16 protein-coding genes and 1 tRNA gene are annotated in these 18,879 nt (G+C 61.8%); 8 read left to right on the top strand and 9 right to left on the bottom strand.

Going from position 1 to position 18,879, the window contains the following annotated elements:
* Window positions 1-41: 41 nt before the first annotated feature.
* Together FFI94_RS02340 and FFI94_RS02335 are read left to right on the top strand one after the other, a co-directional pair.
* The gene (locus FFI94_RS02340) at window positions 42-1,058 is read left to right on the top strand and encodes an ArsA-related P-loop ATPase (protein ID WP_138871572.1); all 1,017 of its coding nucleotides are present in this window, start codon (window positions 42-44) and stop codon (window positions 1,056-1,058) included.
* Entirely contained in the window at window positions 1,055-2,248 is a 1,194-nt protein-coding gene (locus tag FFI94_RS02335; RefSeq protein ID WP_260683813.1) for an ArsA family ATPase, read from the top strand. Before FFI94_RS02340 ends, FFI94_RS02335 begins: the two co-directional genes overlap by 4 nt.
* A gap of 17 nt (window positions 2,249-2,265) precedes the next feature.
* Here FFI94_RS02335 and FFI94_RS02330 read toward each other — a convergent pair whose 3' ends face one another.
* Entirely contained in the window at window positions 2,266-2,592 is a 327-nt protein-coding gene (locus tag FFI94_RS02330) for a WhiB family transcriptional regulator (RefSeq protein ID WP_138871571.1), read from the bottom strand.
* Between the two features lie 298 nt (window positions 2,593-2,890).
* On the opposite strand from FFI94_RS02330, the gene FFI94_RS02325 reads away from it, so the two are divergent.
* Complete coding sequence (locus FFI94_RS02325) at window positions 2,891-5,227, top strand: transglycosylase domain-containing protein (protein ID WP_138873558.1); 2,337 nt, start codon at window positions 2,891-2,893, stop codon at window positions 5,225-5,227.
* Window positions 5,228-5,309: 82 nt separating this feature from the next.
* Here the strand turns inward: FFI94_RS02325 and FFI94_RS02320 are convergent, their stop codons facing one another.
* Window positions 5,310-5,786, bottom strand: a complete 477-nt coding sequence (locus FFI94_RS02320; protein WP_138871570.1) for a GatB/YqeY domain-containing protein — start codon at window positions 5,784-5,786, stop codon at window positions 5,310-5,312.
* 57 nt (window positions 5,787-5,843) lie between these two features.
* Here FFI94_RS02320 and FFI94_RS02315 point away from each other — a divergent pair, with 57 nt between their 5' ends.
* From FFI94_RS02315 to FFI94_RS02305, 3 genes are all read left to right on the top strand, one after another.
* Complete coding sequence (locus tag FFI94_RS02315) at window positions 5,844-6,812, top strand: metallophosphoesterase (protein WP_138871569.1); 969 nt, start codon at window positions 5,844-5,846, stop codon at window positions 6,810-6,812.
* A gap of 54 nt (window positions 6,813-6,866) precedes the next feature.
* Window positions 6,867-6,940 (top strand) — tRNA-Pro (locus FFI94_RS02310).
* A 104-nt stretch (window positions 6,941-7,044) separates the two neighbouring features.
* Window positions 7,045-7,368 carry a hypothetical protein gene (locus FFI94_RS02305; RefSeq protein ID WP_045066546.1) on the top strand — a complete coding sequence of 108 codons (324 nt, stop codon included), beginning with the start codon at window positions 7,045-7,047 and terminating at the stop codon, window positions 7,366-7,368.
* On the opposite strand, the gene FFI94_RS02300 is transcribed toward FFI94_RS02305, so the two are convergent.
* The 3 genes from FFI94_RS02300 to FFI94_RS02290 form a co-directional block, all read right to left on the bottom strand.
* Complete coding sequence (locus tag FFI94_RS02300) at window positions 7,349-8,662, bottom strand: wax ester/triacylglycerol synthase domain-containing protein (RefSeq protein WP_138871568.1); 1,314 nt, start codon at window positions 8,660-8,662, stop codon at window positions 7,349-7,351. The genes FFI94_RS02305 and FFI94_RS02300 overlap by 20 nt on opposite strands.
* 95 nt (window positions 8,663-8,757) lie before the next feature.
* A complete protein-coding gene (locus FFI94_RS02295; protein ID WP_185993110.1) occupies window positions 8,758-10,014 on the bottom strand; it encodes an SIR2 family protein in 1,257 nt (418 codons plus the stop codon).
* A gap of 296 nt (window positions 10,015-10,310) precedes the next feature.
* The gene (locus FFI94_RS02290; protein ID WP_138871566.1) at window positions 10,311-11,867 is read right to left on the bottom strand and encodes an acyl-CoA synthetase; all 1,557 of its coding nucleotides are present in this window, start codon (window positions 11,865-11,867) and stop codon (window positions 10,311-10,313) included.
* Window positions 11,868-12,035: 168 nt separating this feature from the next.
* Here FFI94_RS02290 and FFI94_RS02285 point away from each other — a divergent pair, with 168 nt between their 5' ends.
* Complete coding sequence (locus FFI94_RS02285; RefSeq protein WP_138871565.1) at window positions 12,036-13,067, top strand: ABC transporter substrate-binding protein; 1,032 nt, start codon at window positions 12,036-12,038, stop codon at window positions 13,065-13,067.
* Between the two features lie 60 nt (window positions 13,068-13,127).
* Here FFI94_RS02285 and FFI94_RS02280 read toward each other — a convergent pair whose 3' ends face one another.
* Entirely contained in the window at window positions 13,128-13,604 is a 477-nt protein-coding gene (locus tag FFI94_RS02280) for a MarR family winged helix-turn-helix transcriptional regulator (RefSeq protein ID WP_138871564.1), read from the bottom strand.
* Window positions 13,605-13,724: 120 nt separating this feature from the next.
* Here FFI94_RS02280 and FFI94_RS02275 point away from each other — a divergent pair, with 120 nt between their 5' ends.
* Window positions 13,725-15,341, top strand: a complete 1,617-nt coding sequence (locus FFI94_RS02275; RefSeq protein WP_138871563.1) for a DHA2 family efflux MFS transporter permease subunit — start codon at window positions 13,725-13,727, stop codon at window positions 15,339-15,341.
* Window positions 15,342-15,387: 46 nt separating this feature from the next.
* Here the strand turns inward: FFI94_RS02275 and FFI94_RS02270 are convergent, their stop codons facing one another.
* The 3 genes from FFI94_RS02270 to FFI94_RS02260 form a co-directional block, all read right to left on the bottom strand.
* Window positions 15,388-17,088, bottom strand: coding sequence for a cholesterol oxidase substrate-binding domain-containing protein (locus FFI94_RS02270; RefSeq protein WP_138873557.1), 1,701 nt, complete (start codon window positions 17,086-17,088; stop codon window positions 15,388-15,390).
* A gap of 164 nt (window positions 17,089-17,252) precedes the next feature.
* Entirely contained in the window at window positions 17,253-18,053 is an 801-nt protein-coding gene (locus FFI94_RS02265) for a metal-dependent hydrolase (RefSeq protein ID WP_138871562.1), read from the bottom strand.
* Window positions 18,054-18,295: 242 nt separating this feature from the next.
* Window positions 18,296-18,757, bottom strand: a complete 462-nt coding sequence (locus FFI94_RS02260; protein WP_138871561.1) for a light harvesting protein subunit alpha — start codon at window positions 18,755-18,757, stop codon at window positions 18,296-18,298.
* Between the last annotated feature and the right edge of the window lie 122 nt (window positions 18,758-18,879).

Raw genomic sequence — 18,879 nt, 5'->3', positions numbered from 1 at the left:
TCCCGCGCACATCTTCGGCCCCAGACTTATAGGCTCGCGGTGTGGTCGCATCCCAAGATGAGCTGAGCAAGAGCTGGCCGGAGTCTGCATCGAAGGCCCGCCTGCATTTTGTGTCGGGCAAAGGCGGAACCGGTAAGTCGACGGTAGCCGCCGCCTTGGCGCTCGCGTTAGCCGAAGGCGGCCGACGCGTTCTGCTGGTGGAAGTGGAGGGTCGCCAGGGAATTGCGCAGCTCTTCGACGTGCCACCGTTGCCTCCGCAGGAAACGAAGGTCGCAGCTGCCGAAGGTGGCGGTGAGGTGATGGCGTTGGCCGTCGACATCGAGACGGCTTTCCTCGAGTACTTGGAGATGTTCTACAACCTGGGATTCGCGGGCCGCGCGATGCGCAAGTTCGGCGCCATCGAGTTCGCCACCACCATTGCCCCTGGCCTGCGTGACGTGCTGCTCACCGGCAAGATCAAGGAGTGCGTCATCCGCACCGATCGAACCGGGAAGCGGGTGTACGACGCCGTTGTCGTCGATGCCCCACCGACGGGCCGGATCGGTAGTTTTCTCGACGTCACGAAGGCTATGGCCGATCTCGCCAAGGGCGGGCCGGTGCATTCGCAGAGCGAGGGCGTCGTGCGGCTGCTGCACTCACCGGAAACGGTGGTGCATCTGGTGGCGCTACTCGAGGCCCTGCCCGTGCAGGAAACCGCGGATGCCGCCTTGGAGCTGGCACGAGACGAGCTCAATCTCGGCGCGATCATCGTCAACCGCACCAGCCCGAAGTTCCTGCCGGACGGCGCGCTAGCCGGGGCTGCGGCCGGCGAAATCGATGCGGCGGCGATCCGGTCGACGCTCACGGATGTCGGCCTCGAATTGTCGGACGACGACTTCGCCGGACTGCTGACGGAGACCATCGAGCACGCATCGGTTCTCGAAGCGCAGGAATCCAGTTCGGAGAAACTGCAGGAGATCGACGGCGCCCGACTGCACTTGCCGGCTCTGGCCGACGGAGTCGACCTGGGCGGGCTGTACGAATTGGCCGAATACCTCATGGAACAGGGTGTCCGATGACCGAAACCACAGAAAACGCGGTCACTGACAACGTCGTGGCCGGCAGTTCCAGAACCGGTCGCCGCAGCGCTCCGGTACTCGATATCTCGGCGATCATCAACGATCCAACCGCACGAATTGTGGTGTGCTGCGGCGCCGGCGGCGTCGGCAAGACCACCACAGCAGCGTCGTTGGCACTGCGGGCGGCCGAGCAGGGCCGACGCGTCGTCGTTCTCACGATCGACCCGGCGAGGCGGCTGGCTCAGGCTCTGGGCGTCGCGGAACTCGACAACACACCGCAACCGGTGAAACTCGGCCCCGAGGCAACGGGCGAACTGCACGCGATGATGCTGAACATGCGTCGCACGTTCGACGAGATGGTGCTCGAGCATTCCAGCCCAGACAAGGCTCAGCAGATTCTCGCGAACCCCTTCTACCAAACCGTTGCCACGTCGTTCTCCGGAACTCAGGAGTACATGGCGATGGAGAAGCTGGGACAGCTTGCGTCGAACGACAAGTGGGACCTGGTGATCGTGGATACGCCGCCGTCCCGGAACGCACTCGATTTCCTGGATGCTCCGCAGCGGCTGGGAACGTTCCTCGACGGCCGGATGATCCGGTTGCTCTCGGCTCCGGGGCGAGGTTTGACCAAGCTGGTGGCCGGTGCGATGGGATTGGCGCTGAAAGGTGTGTCGACGATCGTCGGAAGCGCGATGCTCGCCGACGCGTCGGCCTTTGTTCAGTCGCTCGATTCGATGTTCGGTGGTTTCCGCGAGCGCGCCACCAAGACTTACGAGCTTCTTCGCCAGCCGGGCACCCATTTCCTGGTGATCGCTGCTGCGGAACCCGACGCGTTGCGGGAGGCGGCGTTTTTCGTCGACCGACTGGCCGGGGATTCGATGCCGCTGGCCGGGTTGGTGCTGAACCGAACGCATCCAACTCTGACTGCGCTGCCTGCTGATCACGCGGCAACAGCCGCAGACAAACTCGCAGCCAAGGAAAATCCGACTGACGCCGAGGCGCTGACGGAGGCGGTGCTCCGTATTCATGCTCACCGCGCAGCAATCGCCAAACGTGAGGTGGCATTGCTGAGCCGGTTTACCGCAGCTCATCCGAGGGTGCCGCTGATCGGCGTTCCGTCACTACCGTTCGAGGTGTCCGACCTCGAGGCACTGCGCGCCGTGGGCGATCAGCTCACTCGTAAGGGCTAGTCGCTCGTAAGGGCTAGTCAGACAGCAGCGGACTGCTGGTGACGCCGGTCCTCGAAGAATTCGGACCACGAGTCGACGTCGGGGTGCTGCTTGAGGAGAGCGCGTCGCTGGCGTTCGGTCATGCCGCCCCACACTCCGAATTCGACGCGGTTGTCGAGAGCGTCGGCTCCGCACTGCATCAGGACCGGGCAATGTCGGCAGATTGTTGCTGCCTTACGTTGCGCGGCACCTCGAACAAAAAGCTGATCCGGATCTACTTCGCGGCAGCGCGCCTGCGTTACCCAGGCGATGCGAGCCTCTGCCTGTTCGACATCCAAACGGCTACTCGGGGTGGCTGTGTACATTCTCTGGTCCCCTCTACAAAGTATGTCCGTCGCCTCGAGGGCGAGCAGCACAACATCTCCGCTCCGTCGCGAATATCACGACGAAAGCTGAGACACATTCGTGATCGAGTGTTATATCAATCACACCGTTCACACAATTTAGGTAAAGAAACGCCCAGACGCAAGACGGCCGTCCACCTTTTTTGGTACGGCAGTACAAACCGGGTGTTCAGGACGTTTTATCCGGCACGAATTCTTTCCGTGCCACGCCCAGTGGGTGCGCACACGTACTCTGTAGATCGTGTCGATTGCAAAAACAGTGGCGAAGCTCGCCGGAAGTTCGGCGTTGGCCGGTGTCCTCGTTGCCGGAGTGATGTTTCCGCTGGCAGGCGGACTCGGATTCGCATCCAACCGAGCCGCGGACACGGTTGACAACGTTTCTGCCGAACTGGTGGACGGCACTGTCCCTGCGGTCTCGACGATGGTCGATTCGGCGGGCAATCCCATCGCCTGGCTGTACGAGCAGCGACGGTTCGAAGTCCCGAGTGACCAGATCTCGAACAACATGAAGTTGGCGATCGTCTCCATCGAGGACCGTCGATTCCCGGATCACAAGGGAGTGGACTGGCAGGGAACGCTGCGCGCCTTCCTGACCAACACCACCTCCGGCGAGGTCCAGCAGGGTGCGTCGACGCTCGATCAGCAGTACGTGAAGAACTACCAACTGTTGGTCGTCGCAAAAACCGACGCCGAACGCCGTGCTGCAATCGAGACCACTCCGGCTCGCAAGATTCGCGAAATCCGGATGGCACTCACATTGGACAAGGAACTCACGAAGGACGAGATCCTCACCCGTTACCTGAACCTCGTGCCCTTCGGTAACGGTTCCTTCGGAATCCAGGATGCCGCTCAGACGTACTTCGGCGTCGACGCCAAAGATCTCAGTATTCCGCAGTCCGCGATGCTCGCCGGCATGGTTCAGTCGAGTTCGGCCTTGAACCCGTACACCAACGTCGAAGGTGTCACCGAGCGCCGCAACACCGTGCTCGACACGATGATCACCAATATCCCCGACCAGGCCGACGAGTTCCGGGCAGCCAAAGACGAGCCGCTGGGCGTTCTCCCCACTCCCAATACGCTGCCGCGTGGATGCATCGCAGCCGGTGACCGTGGATTCTTCTGCGACTACGCACTCAAATACCTCTCGGACGCCGGGATCAGTCGCGAGCAGATCAACGAGGGCGGCTACCTCATCAAGACCACGCTCGACCCGACGGTTCAGGCCTCCACCAAGGCGGGTCTCAACGCAAACGCCAAGCCGGACCTCGACGGCATCGCCAACGTCATGAGCGTGATTCGTCCAGGCCAGGACTCGCACAAGGTTGTGGCGATGGCCAGCAGCCGCACGTACGGTCTCGACGCCGAAGCCAGCGAAACCGTCCTGGCCCAGCCGTATTCGCTGTCCGGTGACGGCGCCGGCTCGGTGTTCAAGGTCTTCACCACCGCCGCCGCCATGGAGAAGGGCTTGGGCATCGACGCGATACTCGACGTCCCCCGGCGCTTCGACGCCAAGGGCTTCGGTAGTGGCGGCGCCGCTGGATGTCCGGTGTCCACGTACTGCGTCGAGAACGTCGGTAACTATCCGGCGACGATGTCGGTGACGGATGCGCTCGCGCAGTCGCCCAACACCGCGTTCGTGAAGCTCATCGCGGCAACAGGTGTGACGCCGACCGTCGATATGGCCGTGCGTCTCGGTCTGCGTTCGTACGCCGAACCCAACACGTCGGGATTCGACGATCGCAGCATGGCCGACTTCCAGAAGGAACAGAATCTCGGCTCGTTCACACTCGGCCCGACCTGGATCAATCCGCTCGAACTGTCCAACGTCGCGGCTACGTTGGCGTCGCACGGCAAGTGGTGCCCGCCCAGCCCGATCGATTCCGTCGTCGACCGCTACGGCAAGCCGGTGACGGTCACGGAACAAGGCTGCGAGCAGGTAGTCGAGCCCGGTTTGGCCGATACCCTCGCCAATGCACTCAGCCGTGACGACGTGGGTGCGGGTACCTCTGCGGGTGCCGCCGGCAGCGCCGGATGGACCCTGCCGATGTCCGGTAAGACCGGTACCACGGAGACTCACAAGTCTTCGGCGTTCCTCGGCTTCACGAACAATCTGGCCGCGGCCGTCTACATCTTCGGCGACTCCCCGACCCCGGGTGAGATCTGCTCGACTCCGCTGCGCCCGTGCTACAGCGGAAACCTGTACGGCGGTACCGAACCGGCGCGGAGTTGGTTTGCTGCGATGATGCCGGTTGCCAACAATTTCGGTCCCACGGCGCTGCCGCCGATCGACCCGAAGTACGCCCGCGGTTCGCAGAACGGTCAGGTTCCCGAGGTTGTCGGCCTGAGCCAGTCTGCTGCCACCTCCCGCCTGCAGGAGTCGGGATTCACCGTCAACGCGGTGACGTCGGCGTCGGGTGCGCGTGCCGGCACTGTCACCGGCGCATCTCCGTCGGGCTCGGCGATTCCGGGTTCCACCATCACGATCTACATCAGTGACGGGTCGGTACGGGCGCCGGTAGCACCGGCGTCGCCGGACGGCTCACCAGATCCGGCATCACCAGCGTCGCCGGCTCCGGATTCACCGGCACCGCGCTAGCAACTACATACGCGCTGGCAACTACATAAGAGAACGGCCGCACCCTCGTGAGGGTGCGGCCGTTTTCTATCGGCGGTGATGCCTACAGGCGAGACTTCACGGCAGCGGAGATACGTGCGCCGTCAGCCTTGCCCTTGGCCAAAGCACTGGCGGCCTTGATGACCTGACCCATCTGACGCATTCCCGGACGTTCACCGAGTTCCTCGGCTACCTGCGCCAACGCGGTGTCGACGACGTCGACGAGTTCTGCGTCGGTCAACGGCGTCGGCAGGTATTCGTCGATGATCTGCGCTTCGGCGCGCTCTTTCGCGGCAAGTTCACCGCGGCCGTTCTCGGTGTAAATTTCGGCGGATTCCCCGCGCTTCTTCGATTCCTTGGCGAGAACCTTGATGATTTCTTCGTCGGTGAGGACTCGTGCTTCCTTACCGGCGACCTCTTCGGTCTGAACTGCTGCGATGAGCATCCGAAGAGTGCCGGTGCGAAGCGGATCCTTGGCCTTCATGGATGCGACCATGTCGGAACGGAGTTTGTCTTTGAGCGTTGCTGTCGTGTCGGACATGAGGGAAACGCTACGCGCACGCCCCGCCTCTCGTCCCCTTAGTTATATCCTTGACTGGTGTCTGACCAGTTCCGCACCAACCTGACCCGCACCGCACTTGGTGCCGCGGGCGTCGCTGCACTCGGAATCGGGTACGCATCCGGCATCGAACGCAATGCTTTTACGTTGCGCGAGGTGACGATGCCCGTACTCGAGCCGGGGTCGTCGTCGTTGCGGGTTCTCCACCTCAGTGATCTGCACATGATGCCTAACCAGCGGTTGAAGCAGAACTGGTTGCGCGAACTCGAAAGCCTCGATCCGGATCTCGTGGTGAACACCGGCGACAACCTGTCGCATCAGCGCAGTGTCCCCGCAGTTGTCCAGGCACTCGGCGATCTGCTCGCCCGTCCCGGCCTGTTCGTGTTCGGCAGCAACGACTACTTCGCCCCGAAGCCGAAGAACCCGCTGAGCTACCTCTTCGACAAGAAGAAGCGCATCACGGGCGATCCACTGCCGTGGGGAGATCTGCGGGCTGCATTCACCGAGCGTGGTTGGCTCGACGTGACGCATGTGCGACGCGAACTCGAGGTGTCTGGCATCAAGATCGCCACGGCCGGCGTCGACGATCCGCATCTCAAGCGCGATCGTTACGACACCATCGCGGGCCCGCCCAATCCCCTGGCTCAGCTGAAGCTCGGTTTGACGCACTCCCCCGAACCGCGGGTGTTGGATCGCTTCGCCGAGGACGGCTACGACCTCGTTCTCGCCGGCCATACACACGGTGGACAGCTGTGCCTGCCGTTCTACGGCGCACTGGTGACGAACTGCGAGTTGGACCGCTCCCGGGTGAAGGGGCCGTCCAAGTGGGGCGCCCACACACAGCTTCACGTGTCGGCCGGTATCGGAACCTCGCCGTGGGCTCCGGTGCGTTTCTGCTGCCGACCCGAAGCAACACTGTTGACGTTGGTGCCCTCCACCGGTCGCGAACCGGAGCACTCCTCCGAGCGCGGTTCCGCTCAGTCTGTTGCACCGGTTCTACGCAACTGACCTGCGGATTTAATGCCTGCCGACTTCGTGCTGTAAGCTAACCGAGGTTCGACACGGGGTGTGGCGCAGCTTGGTAGCGCGCTTCGTTCGGGACGAAGAGGTCGTGGGTTCAAATCCCGCCACCCCGACAGTGAAGAACTTGAAGAAGGCACTTTTTCCTCGCGGAGAAGGTGCCTTCTTTTGTTGTACGGTGCTCTCCAGGCTGTACAGGCTCTCCAGGAGGTGGTTACCCATGGGCAAGAACGAGGACTTCGCACACAACGACATCGCCAGTCGCAGTCGACGCGAGAAGGCGGTGGGTCTGGCCAAGTTCGCGTGGAATCGTGGGATCACTGCCGCCGAACTCCTGGACATGCCCGACGACCGGTTACGCAAGTTGGCTCGGGCGGCCGATGCGAATCCCCCGAGTACCCGGGAGACCTGGACCATCGCAGCCGGTCTCATCGACGAAAAAGATCAGTGGGCTGCGGCGCACCCTGATCGCGCCGAGGCGCAGCGCACGCACGCCGACGAGAAGATCATGTGGGTGAAGAAGCCTATCGAGCCGTGGCTTTAGTACTTCGTTCCTCGAGGCAGGCCAGGACGCGGGCTGCATTCTTCTCCAGGACAGCGGCGTAGACATCGATGTCACCACTGTCGGGAGTTCCGCTCAGGACTGAGATCGCGAGCACGTCACCCACCGAATAGATCCCGTGGTTGAACGGACTCCGCGGCGACACGTACGGAAATGACGCAGTCGACACAATCCTGGAATCGCCCAGTGTCATGACGGCAGGGCCACGGTTGACGCTGCTCGCCACCGTTCCCAGTTTCGGTTCCGACGACAATGCAGGTCTGATTGCGATTGCCGGCAGTTCGTATTGCAGCGTACGAACCGCTCGATAAGCGTCGGGATATCCAGCTTTGCCATCATCGTTGTTCGTGGTTATCGCACGAAGCCGCTCCGCAATATCTTCTTTGTCCATCGCCAAATCGACGTGATAGCAACCCATATGATTTTGCCCGCGCACCTCGGCCCCTGCGGGTGCGCCGGACATCACCTGCATCGAGCGCGGGCTCTTGTCACCAAAATATTCTTCCAGTGACAACGAGATGATCGTCTGGGCGATTGCGGTCACCGTCACCCCTGGCCACATTCTCTTGGCTTCGCGAATCGCCACCAGATCGAGCATGATCGCCGTGGCCGAACGCTTATCCGTAAAGGTCACGGCGCCACCACCGGAATCCGGCGCGTCGTATTTCCGGGTTTCCGGCAGAGCACGAAAAGCGCGGACATATTGTCGCGGAGTTCCGAGGAGCCCCTTCAGAGACGACCACCACGGGTTCGGCGTCGTGAGTTCCGGAACGAATTCGGGTAGATCCGTGGACGAGAAGAGGTCGTGAACAATGGCGTTGTAGATGTGCCCGTCACCTAGCGCGTGTGACGCCTTGAGAATCACGACGGTTGCTTCGCCCTGCACCCCGGGGGCATCGCGAACACCTCGAACGACATGCAGTCGCCACAGGCATTCGTAGGGATCGACGATCTGTGCGGCAATGTCGCCGAAGTAGTCGAAAACACCTTTCCACGAAGATATTTCGACATGATCTTCGACGTGCTCGGCAATATCGAACGGTGCGGAGTCGACCCAATAAGGAAACCCGAATCCGCCGGGAACTGTGGTCACGGTCCACCGCAATTCCGGAATCCGCGACGCCCGATCTCCGAGAAACTCGAGTAGTTCCTTCTTGTCGAGCGGAGTCGAACTACCGGAATCGAACAGGAAAATCGTCAGGACATCCGTAGACCGGGTTTCCATATTCGCCGGAATCAATTCGAAATCCACCGAAGTCAGCTGTTTGGTAGGCATGGCGTATCTCCGACGTCGGACTCATAGTGAAACGGGCACATAAAAACTAACCGTGAGCACATCATGCCGTACTCACGCTCGCGAGACGTGCTGACCTACGGTTCAGCGCCAAGCCCGCGCAGGGCGGCTTCCAGGATTCCCCATCGTTCGCGACTCTCTTCCGGTAGAGAACGGACCATTTTGGTGACTTCACGCAACGAATCAGCGAGTGCAATCTCTTCACCTTCGAGCAATCCGCTGTAATTCACGTCCAGAAGGTATGGCGTGTCGACACTTGTCAAAATTGCAAGGTTGTCGAGAAATATCTCGAGATCACGAGCAGCCGTAGAATCGCTATCTGCATCCGACGCTGCGACATAGTCGAAGTCGTTCCTCCACAATTCAGTTCGCAGGTCGTCTTGACGCAGTGTTATCACTGTTCCGAGCTTTCGCTGCCGGCCGTTGTGTTCGTCGAGAGCAAGAACCTCATGGGCCAGACGGAGCACGTTGTCGTCAGTCATGGAAGCACCGACGACAACTAGGTGCCCGGTAGCCATCAACGATTGGACAATTGATCCCAATGGACGGCGCTCTGCGTCGTATCTGACAAAGTCGCGCCTACTCAGCACGATGCTGTCGGGATCTCCACTGTCACCATGCATCTTGAGTATCCAGGGGCGACCTGCGGTAGCTTCTTCCCTCGGTAGCACCGAAATCGAACCCGGACCGTGAGCAGATTCGAATGCTTTCTCGTAGAGCGAGTCGTAGTTGGTAGTAACCACTTTGGTCACACCTAGTGAAGCAAGTAGGCAATGTGACAGCGTCGGCTTGGCGTCACCCCCGGTCAATTCGACAACGCTGATACCCAATCCGCGTGGATGCAACGCCTTGGACAACAGTTGTGCACGATCGAGAACTCCGAGGCCGGAGAAGAGTTCGGCGTCGATAGCGGGAAGCGCTTCGTTTCGAATCCGGTCGAGCAGACTGTCCCACGACGGCAAGCCTGCGGGAATGCTGACTCCGGCGCCCAACAGCAAAGAGACATCCCCGGCGTGTAATCGGTCCGCCAACTGCTGAACCTGCGGCCGCACTCCGGCACTGCGCAGATATCCGCGCCGAACCGATTGGTAGGCAGCGTAATCGGCAGAATTGGCGACAACAAAGGCAATATCGAAGTCGTACTTGTCAGCGCATACGGTAGCGGCGTTGATCAATGCCTTGATCACCTGGCCACGAACTGCGCCCTTACCACCCAAACCCACTCCGAACGTCGGCAATGCGACTAGCGGTTTAACTCGGCTACCGCCCGGCTGAATTCCAGTTTCGGCAATCGCATCAAGGACTTCGTAGACACCCTCCACCAACCAGTCCACCGATATCCGCGAAGCGACATTCAACAGCCAAGCTGGACGCCCCTCTTTGGGGAAGGACCGAACCCCGACGACCTCCGGGTGGTGCACTCTCGAGCGGCTCGACGAGTCCAAGTACCGGCCACCAATGCCTGCGTGGCAGAAAATTACCGCTCGTAGACACGACAGCGGCATCCCAGTCCACCGATTGGAGCCGACCACGAACGACAAACACATGACCCGCACCTGCATCGTTCCCAGTCACACACAACTCCCAGCGAGCTCCAGCACAGGTCTTCTGCAAAACCGCTGCGCGGCGCTTACAACCTGGCGACGGTTTCCTTCGCCCAACGGTAATCTGCTTTTCCGCTCGGTGAGCGAAGAATCTCCGGAACCAGAACTATCGAACGCGGAATCTTGTACCCCGCCACATGAATCCGGCAGTGCTCGGACAAGGCGCCTGGCTCCACGTCGTCGAAGCCTGGCCGGATCTGGACGACCGCCGCCACTTTCTCACCGAATTTCGCATCGGGTGCACCCGCCACCAGGGCATCGAAAACCGCTGGGTGAGTCTTGAGTGCCTGCTCCACTTCTTCGGGGTACACCTTCTCACCACCCGAGTTGATGCACATGGAACCGCGTCCGAGCAGCACGATTGTGCCGTCCGCTTCCATCGTTCCCATGTCGCCGAGGACTGCCATCCGGACACCGTCGACAACCGGGAACGTCGCGGCTGATTTCTCCGGATCGTCGAAGTAGGCAATCGGCACATGTCCGGCTCGCGCGATGTAGCCGACGGTATCCGATCCCGGTTCGATGCGACGCAATTCCTCGTCGACCAGAATCATGTTGGGGTTGGATCGAATTCGCTTCGTTCCGTCTTCGCTGAACTCGACGACGCCGTCGTTGCCGGATTCCGAGGCGCCGAATGCGTCCTTGATGACCAGCCCGGGAATTCGGGACTTCAACTCTTCCTTGAGGTTCGGCGAGAACAGCGCACCCCCGGATCCGATCAGCTTCAATGAGGAGATGTCGTACTTACCGTCGGCAGCGGCGATCGCGTCGGCGATGGGCCGGGCGATCGCGTCGCCGACAACGGTGATGCCGGTGATCTTTTCGGCCTCGACGAGCCGGAGCACGTCGGCGGGGTCGAAGCTCCGGGTCAGGACTCGCGGCGCGCCCATCAGAAAGGCAGTGAGCAGCGAGTAGATGGCAGCTCCGTGCATGAGCGGCGGAATGAGCAGCAGCACGGTGGGATTGGTGTTCGCAATCGCCGCATCCACAACTTCTTCGAGACTACGACGCGGCGGCCCGCTGAGGTTTGCTCCGGACAGGGCAGCGAAGAAGAAGTCTTCGTGCCGCCAGACAACGCCCTTGGGCATACCTGTGGTGCCGCCGGTGTAGATGATGAAATGGTCATCGTCTGAGCGAGTCCCGAAATCCCGGATGTCGGACGCTGCGGCCAGTGCCGTTTCATACTCGTCGCCGACGATCAGAACGTGGTCGATCTCGGCGCACTGCGGTACAACGCGCAGTGCGATTGCCGCGAATTCGTCCTCGACCAGCAATGCCACCATCTTCGAGTTGGTATAGACGTATGCGAGTTCGACGTCGGTGTAGCGGAAGTTGACGTTGATCGGAACAGCCCTGATCTTCAGGCAGGCCAGTAGCGCTTCCACATATTCGACGCAGTTCCTCATGTGGATTCCGACGTGCTGCCCCGGTTCCACGCCGACGGACTGAAGGTGGTGTGCCAATCGGTTGGACCGCAGTTCGAGCTCCCGATAGGTGAGGCGCTTTTCCTCGAGGATCAGCGGTGTTCGATCGGGAATTGCATCGGCAACGGCCTCGAACAGGTCGGCAATGTTCAGGGTCATCGAGTTCCTCACGTGTCTTCGCACACAATTGGCAGGTCTTTCGCGAAGCTAACACTTTTACCGAGTCGTCGAAGTCGAATTGCGGAGTAGGTTCCGTTAGTCGGGATCAGCGACGATTGTCCCGAGACCAGCTAAAAGCGTCCAATATCACAAGCGTAGCCTTGCCTAATGCTCACTCGTACTTCATTTCGGACCCGCACGTCGGTCCGGGTCGCCATGGTTGCGCTGGCGACAGTATTTGCCGCAACGGCCTGTGGAACTTCCGACGCCGGAAGCAACGCCAACGGAAACACCGACGTTGCTACCGGCGGCAAGCTGTTCAGCACTGCCGATACCGAAACCGCCAAGCTCGGTAGTGATGCCGCTCCCGGCGAGTTCCCGCGCACGGTTACTCATGCACTGGGAGAGGTCACACTCGAGGCCAAGCCGACCCGCGTCGTCGTCCTGGACAGCGGCGAACTCGACGAGGTGCTCTCGCTCGGCATCACCCCGGTCGGCATCGCCAGCCCGGAAAGCGCCGCAGGCCAGCCGTCGTACCTGGCTGACAAGTTGGTGGGCGTCCCCGACGTGGGCACCACCAACAACCTCAACCTCGAGGCGATCACCGCGCTGAAACCCGACCTGATCCTGGGCAGCAAGCTGCGCCAGGACAAGCTGTACCCGCAGCTCGCGGCGATCGCGCCGACGGTCTTCAGCATCCGCCCCGGATTCCCGTGGAAGGAGAACTTCCTCCTCGCCGGTGACGCCCTGGGAGAGGAAACGAAGGCCGAGCAGATCCTCAACGACTACCAGGCCCACGCCGACGAGGTCCGCGCGTCGATCGACGGTTCCCCGACCATCTCGCTGGTCCGTTTCATGTCCGGCAAGCTGCGTCTGTACGGAAACCTGTCCTTCATCGGCGTCATCCTGAAGGACGTCGGACTCCCCCGCCCGGCAATCCAGGACATCGACGAACTGGCCGTCGAGGTCAGCCCGGAGACGATCACCGAAGCTGAGGGCGATCAGATCTTCTACTCGAGCTACGGAAGCCCCGCGGACACCGGTCAAACCACCGTCACCGCCGGTCCGTTGTGGGCAACGATGGACGCCGTCAAGGACGGTCGCGCCAGCGAGGTCAGCGACGAAACCTGGTTCCTGGGTCTCGGCCCGACAGGTGCCGGCCTGGTTCTCGACGACCTGCAAGCCAAGCTCGGCAAGTAGCCGTCACCGAAGCCAAGACCGCCGCCCGACTCTCCGGAGTCGAGCGGCGGTCTTTTCTGTTCAGCGAGTGTCCTGCTCGAGGTGTTCGTTCATCGTCGAGTGCAGGTCGACGAGGAATTCCTCGAACCGACTCAGCAATTCGGGCGGGTATTTCGCCATCATGGCGTCGAGTCGCACAGCAAGTGGCCCGAAGAACTCGTCCGCGAGATCTTGTACATGCGCACTGCTGTGCAGCGTGACCACGCGACGGTCCGCATTCTCGCGGGTCCTGACGATGTGCCCCGCCTTCTCCAAACGGTTGAGCAACGCGGTGGTGGCGCCCGACGTCAGTGAGATCCGCTCGCTGAGGCGTGCGGGTGAGAGCGGCGCACCCTTCTCCTCGGCAGCCGTGATTTCCATCAGAGCCGTTGCGTCGGTGGAATGCAGGCCGAGCCACGACGCGAATCGATGGCTGAATTCGGTGAACGTCGCACCGTACGCACGGAATTCGTCCATCAGCCGCTCCCGCTCCACGGCGATGTCGCGCGGTGCCTCCACCTCGGTGATCCCACCTTTCCTGTGCCAGACGGCGGCCGGTCGAGCCCAGCGCGCACGTTGACAACTTACCGTCTCAAATATACTTTCATCATAAAGTTACTTCACAATGGAGGTTTATCCGTGAACATCTCACCCACCACCCGCAAGTGGTTGGGCCTGATTGCCATTGCACTCGGCGTGGCACTGATCGTCGTCGACACCACCATCGTCAACGTCATAGTCCCCTCGATCATCGAGGATCTCGGAATCAATTCCGTTCAGGCTCAATGGATCCAAGAGTCCTATGCCATCGTGTTCGCGGCGCTCCTACTTCTGGTCGGCAGAGTTGCCGACCTGGTCGGCGCCCGTCGCATCTTCATAGCCGGAGTCGTCGTGTTCGGCGCAACGAGCCTGCTGGCCGGCCTGGCACCGAACGGCGGTCTGCTCATCCTGGCGCGATTCCTGCAGGGCGCAGGCGCCGCCATGATTCTGCCCACCTCACTGTCGCTCCTGAACGCGATGTTCACCGGCAAAGCCCGAGGCCAGGCCTTCGCGGTCTGGGGTTCCACCATCGGCGCTGCCTCCGCTCTCGGCCCCTTGCTCGGCGGCTGGCTTGCCGAACATGCTTCGTGGCGTTGGGCATTCGGCATCAACATTCCACTTGTCGCGGTCATTCTCGTCGGCGCAGTGCTGTTCATCGCACCGTCGCCCTGCACCGCTGGGCGCGTCGACGCCACCGGAGCGGCACTGTCCATCGCCGGCCTGGGCCTGCTGGCCTTCGGCCTCGTCGAGGGACGTACGTACGGGTGGCTGACCACGAAGGAACCCTTCGAACTGTTCGGACTGTCCTGGTCAAGCGGACCGTCGCCGGTTCTGATCGCGCTAGTTCTCGCCGTCATCTCGCTCGGCGCATTCGCCTACCGTCAAACCGTGCTCACCCGCAGTGACGATCCGTCACGGGCTTTGATGGACGTGCGGTTGTTCTCCATCTCGTCGTTCCGCAACGGCAACATCGCGACACTGATCATCGGTCTCGGCGAGTTCGGAATCGTTGCGGTGCTTCCTCTCTGGCTTCAGTTCACGCTCGGATACAGCGCCCTCCAGGCCGGACTCGCACTGGTTCCCATTGCCATCGGCAGCTTTGTCGCCAGTGGTGCGAGCTTCGGGATGGCGTCGAAGGTCTCGCCGTTGGGCTTGGTTCGTCTCGGTCTGGCTCTCGAAGCGCTCGGCCTTGCCGGCCTCGGATTCATCGCTGCAACGGACAGTCCTTGGTGGACCATCGCCGCAGTGCTGTTCTTCTACGGCATCGGCGTCGGTTTTGCGACGGCGCAGGTCACCAACGTCGTGCTCGAAGAGATTCCCGAGCAGAGCGCCGGTCAAGGCTCCGGCATTCAGAGTGCGTTCCGCCAACTCGGATCCGCACTGGGCATCGCCGTCCTCACCACGGTGTTCTTCAGCACGCTCAATTCCACTTTGAACAACGACCTCACCGAATCCGGTGTCGACCAAGCTCAGGCCGATCAGCTGACGCGGGCAGTCACCGACAGCGCCGGCGCCGCCATCGACTCGCTGGCCGGTTCACCGAACACGGCCTTCGTTGCCGACGCTGCCCAGTCTGCAATGACTCACGGCATCACGCTCGGCGGATACCTTGCGGCCGGATTTGTCGTGGTGGGTCTGATCGCCACGGCGCTCATCCCGAACAAGCCGCTCTCCTCACCCGAGGAGGAACCGAAGACTGCCGCGGACGTCGGCTGACACAGAAACAGCGGGCGCCGTGAGATTTAGGCGGGCGCCGTGAGATTCAGGCGGGCGGCATGAACTGGTCGATGAAGGTGTTGCTGAAGACTCGGTGCGGATCGTATTTGTCGTAGGTGGCAAGGGCGAAGTCCCAATTTCCGTCACCGCCGGCCCGGAAGGTCGCAGGGATTGTGCGCGTGAGGAATTCGTCATCCTGATAAGCGGCGTCGTTGGTGAATGCCCATCCCTTCGACCATTCGGGCCGGAAGGTGGCGTAATCGCCGGAGTAGTTCGCGACCATCCACCTTTCCATGTCCCGAAGGAATGCCGACAGCCCCGGAGTGCCAGGGATGGAGACCACATTCATCCAGATTGCGGTGTCCCAGTCGTCGCGATCCGATCGAGGCCGCACCGCAGACAGATCCGGCACGCCGGCACTGTCCACCAGGACTTCGCCGTTGTCGTCGACGCCGCACAGTCGCACTTCGAAAGGCATGTTCACGGGGTATTGCCCCATCGATGCGAGGTGCGTCATCCGCTCGTTCAGCCAGGTTGTCATCTCGTGGATGACACGAGCGATGTTGGAACGCTTGGTGATCACCGCCCCGCCGCCCGCAACGACGCGCACCGTGGTGTGCCGCAGATAGAACAGCACGTCCTTGGACCAGCCCCACAGGTCGTCGGTGTCGGTGAGCACCAATCCGGCAGCGACGGCACCGAATTGCGAAGCACCGAACAATGGCGTGGCCGCTTGTAATCCCTTGGCCACCATCCCCAATGGGGTGGTGACTGCCTCGGGGAGCGCGTCGGAGAAGAAGTAGTTGTACGGCCCGAACACTTCCCTCGACTGGGGCGGTTTGACGGGCGTCGGTGTCCAGATTTTCAGCCACGGAGTTGCAGTGAAAGGGAACCAGATTGCTTCGACGCGTCCGGAGGCTTCGACAAAACTCTCGTAGGTGCGCCCCGGCGATCCCGGAGGTGCAAAGAGTTCCTGCCACGGGATATCGGTGAAACTCTGGCATCGCAACCGGTAGTTCTCACCGGCTTGCAGGGTGACGGAAGTGACGAATGTGCGCCCGAGGTGGGTCAGGTATGCCGTGCTCTCGACGTCGGACCGATCGAATTCACGGAGCGTGTAACTACTCGAACTGCTGTCCCACGCCACGACGGTGATGGCCGTGACCAGGTTGCTCAGTGACCCGAACGACTGGCCGGGGGTGATGGTTTCTCCCGCAGCGGGGTAGGTCGCACCGTGGGCTCCGATGGCGAGCGCACCGGCAATGGACAGATCACCGATGGCCGGTGAGTTGGCCCAACCCAGGCCGTGGTTCTGCAGCGCCGTGAGGATCGCCTCGATGCTGGCGCCCGCCCCAGCGGTCACGAGGGAGCGATCACCATCGCTGTGCACGTCGACAGAATTGAGGTGAACCATCGTGTCCACCAACAGCACTCGATCTACCGGCGCACCTGGGACAACAGTCAGGGGGCTCCAGCCGTGCATCGTGCCGCGAGCGCGGACCGTGTACCCGTTGCGGTGTGCCCAGTTGGCAAGGGTAACCACGTCGTCCGAGTTCCGAGCCGTTGCCGTCCACACCTGATCGAGAATGATCTCCTTGGACCAGTTGGCGTAGGCCTGCTGGGACAGCGGGATACCGGCCGGGAACTCGGGCGGCGGAGCGAGCGTGGATTGTGGGCCCCACGGCACAGCTCCGGCCGGTGACCAGGTCAGACCGGCGAGCGCTGCGGCGCCGACACCGGCCGCCATGAACCCTCGCCTACTGACCGAACTGGCATGAGATGTTCGATCCCCAGCACTTTGTTCCACTGAACCGTTGTGTTCCACGAGCACTCGTCTCTGCCGAATCGGACTTACGTAGAGATGAACCTAGAACAAGTTCCATTACGATGCCAGTGGTTCCGTAATAATAGTTACGGAGTCGGTGAGAACACCGCATAGACGGCGTCAGTCGCACCGTCGAACGCACCCACGATCAGCCAGACCGTGAGGAGCGTGAGCGCCGGGCCGATCAACACCTTTTCGAGGTTGCCGCCCGCGCGTATCGACAGGAACGACGGAAGTCGCTGTTCCCACCACCGTTTACCGCCCAGGGGAATGAGCGGCGCAAGAAATGGCACGCCTTCCTTGGTGATGGCATCGCCCAGACAGTGCGTCGCACATCCCAACGCAACCGCGACGCCCAATCCGGTGGATCCCGCTTCGCTGGGATACTGCTGCCACGTCACGGCAGACAGGGCCAGTGCCAACGCGGAGACGACCAGCCAGCCCTTGTCTTTCGCGAAGTCCCCCGCCAGACCGCGAATAGCCAAGCCCAAACAGAAGAACAACGTGATGATGATTGCCGGCTTTCCGAACTGGACAACCAGCGCGGAAACTCCGGTGCCCAGCCCGGCCGCGAACAACGCCGTATGGGTCAGCGTCCGGTGGCCACCGCGCCGCTTACCGTCCTTCTTGCCTTTGGTGATCCGGTAGAAGGCAACCGACACCGCGTCAACACCCTGCGCCAGCGCCTTGCTCAGCGGCCCGAACGACCGGGAAACCGTCGACTGGCTCGTGTCGAGATCCGGAAGCAACGCAGCACCCGCGCACACCCCGGCAAACGTCAGCGTTTCGGCAGTGGAGGTGGGCCCACCCCAGTCGAGCGGCAAGAGTTCGGCAACCACCAGACCCACAGCAGCACCGGACATCGCGTGGGTGGGGCCCATGACCATGAAACACAACACCTTTCGAAACGCGCCTTACATCGAGCCGGCAGAACTCGACACAAGACACCACACACATGACGCCGTCGGCGACGGCCCCGGCATGCTCGCCGAGACCGCCACGAACGTAGCAAGGGCTACCGACAGACTTCCCCGCCGTGAATCTCGAGTTCAGTACGGTCGTACCGTTCCAGGTCAAAGAGGTTCATGCGGAGCTCCTTTCGCTCGTCAGCCTGCTGCTTATTCGCGTGTCACCCCGCGGCGACCGTGCAAGACAGAGCAACCCCTTCTACCAGCGGAGCGACGCCGGCCACGTCGAGCACCGCTGCCGGAGCACCCTCGATTGTCGGAGCCCACTCGACGGTCGGCAGCGCCGGCACCCCTTCACTCGCAATGAATGTCGCAGCTTCGCTCGGTACTTCGATCGTGATTGCAGCTGTACCGGTTTCTTCCGCGCGCACAACCTTGCCCTCGTCGATGAGCTTCTGCAGCTCCTCGTCGGAAATCGGAGTCATGGCGCCACACGCTACGGGCGCCCCACCGAGCTCGGCCGGAGCGGTCGCGATGGATCGCACAGCCACCGGCGACCCGTCGGAAATCGGGTTGGAAGCCCAGGCAATTCCCGGCGCCGCGGCCATGCCGAGTACCGCCACGGACGCCACCACCACACCGGTCCGGCGGGCCCGCTTGCCGTTCACTGTCAATCGCGTCATCGTTGTTCTCCCTGATCGGACGTTCTGGAATTCTCGGCGCGGTCGCGGCCGAGAAACCCGAGGTTATGAAGCCAACACTGCAGATCTGTTGTCGGTTTCTTAGGAGTTGATGAGAATGCGGT

This window comes from Rhodococcus sp. KBS0724 (genome assembly GCF_005938745.2).
Taxonomy (GTDB): domain Bacteria; phylum Actinomycetota; class Actinomycetes; order Mycobacteriales; family Mycobacteriaceae; genus Rhodococcus_F.
This window is presented reverse-complemented; position numbering and strand designations above follow the sequence as displayed.

Excerpts from the sequence above, each read along its gene's own strand:
- FFI94_RS02290 (WP_138871566.1), bottom strand. The coding sequence starts at position 11,867 with ATGACCCTGAACATTGCCGACCTGTTCGAGGCCGTTGCCGATGCAATT.
- FFI94_RS02320 (WP_138871570.1), bottom strand. The coding sequence starts at position 5,786 with ATGTCCGACACGACAGCAACGCTCAAAGACAAACTCCGTTCCGACATG.
- FFI94_RS02305 (WP_045066546.1), top strand. The coding sequence starts at position 7,045 with ATGGGCAAGAACGAGGACTTCGCACACAACGACATCGCCAGTCGCAGT.
- FFI94_RS02335 (WP_260683813.1), top strand. The coding sequence starts at position 1,055 with ATGACCGAAACCACAGAAAACGCGGTCACTGACAACGTCGTGGCCGGC.
- FFI94_RS02285 (WP_138871565.1), top strand. The coding sequence starts at position 12,036 with ATGCTCACTCGTACTTCATTTCGGACCCGCACGTCGGTCCGGGTCGCC.
- FFI94_RS02265 (WP_138871562.1), bottom strand. The coding sequence starts at position 18,053 with ATGGTCATGGGCCCCACCCACGCGATGTCCGGTGCTGCTGTGGGTCTG.
- FFI94_RS02300 (WP_138871568.1), bottom strand. The coding sequence starts at position 8,662 with ATGCCTACCAAACAGCTGACTTCGGTGGATTTCGAATTGATTCCGGCG.
- FFI94_RS02260 (WP_138871561.1), bottom strand. The coding sequence starts at position 18,757 with ATGACGCGATTGACAGTGAACGGCAAGCGGGCCCGCCGGACCGGTGTG.
- FFI94_RS02270 (WP_138873557.1), bottom strand. The coding sequence starts at position 17,088 with ATGGCGGCCGGTGTCGGCGCCGCAGCGCTCGCCGGTCTGACCTGGTCA.
- FFI94_RS02330 (WP_138871571.1), bottom strand. The coding sequence starts at position 2,592 with ATGTACACAGCCACCCCGAGTAGCCGTTTGGATGTCGAACAGGCAGAG.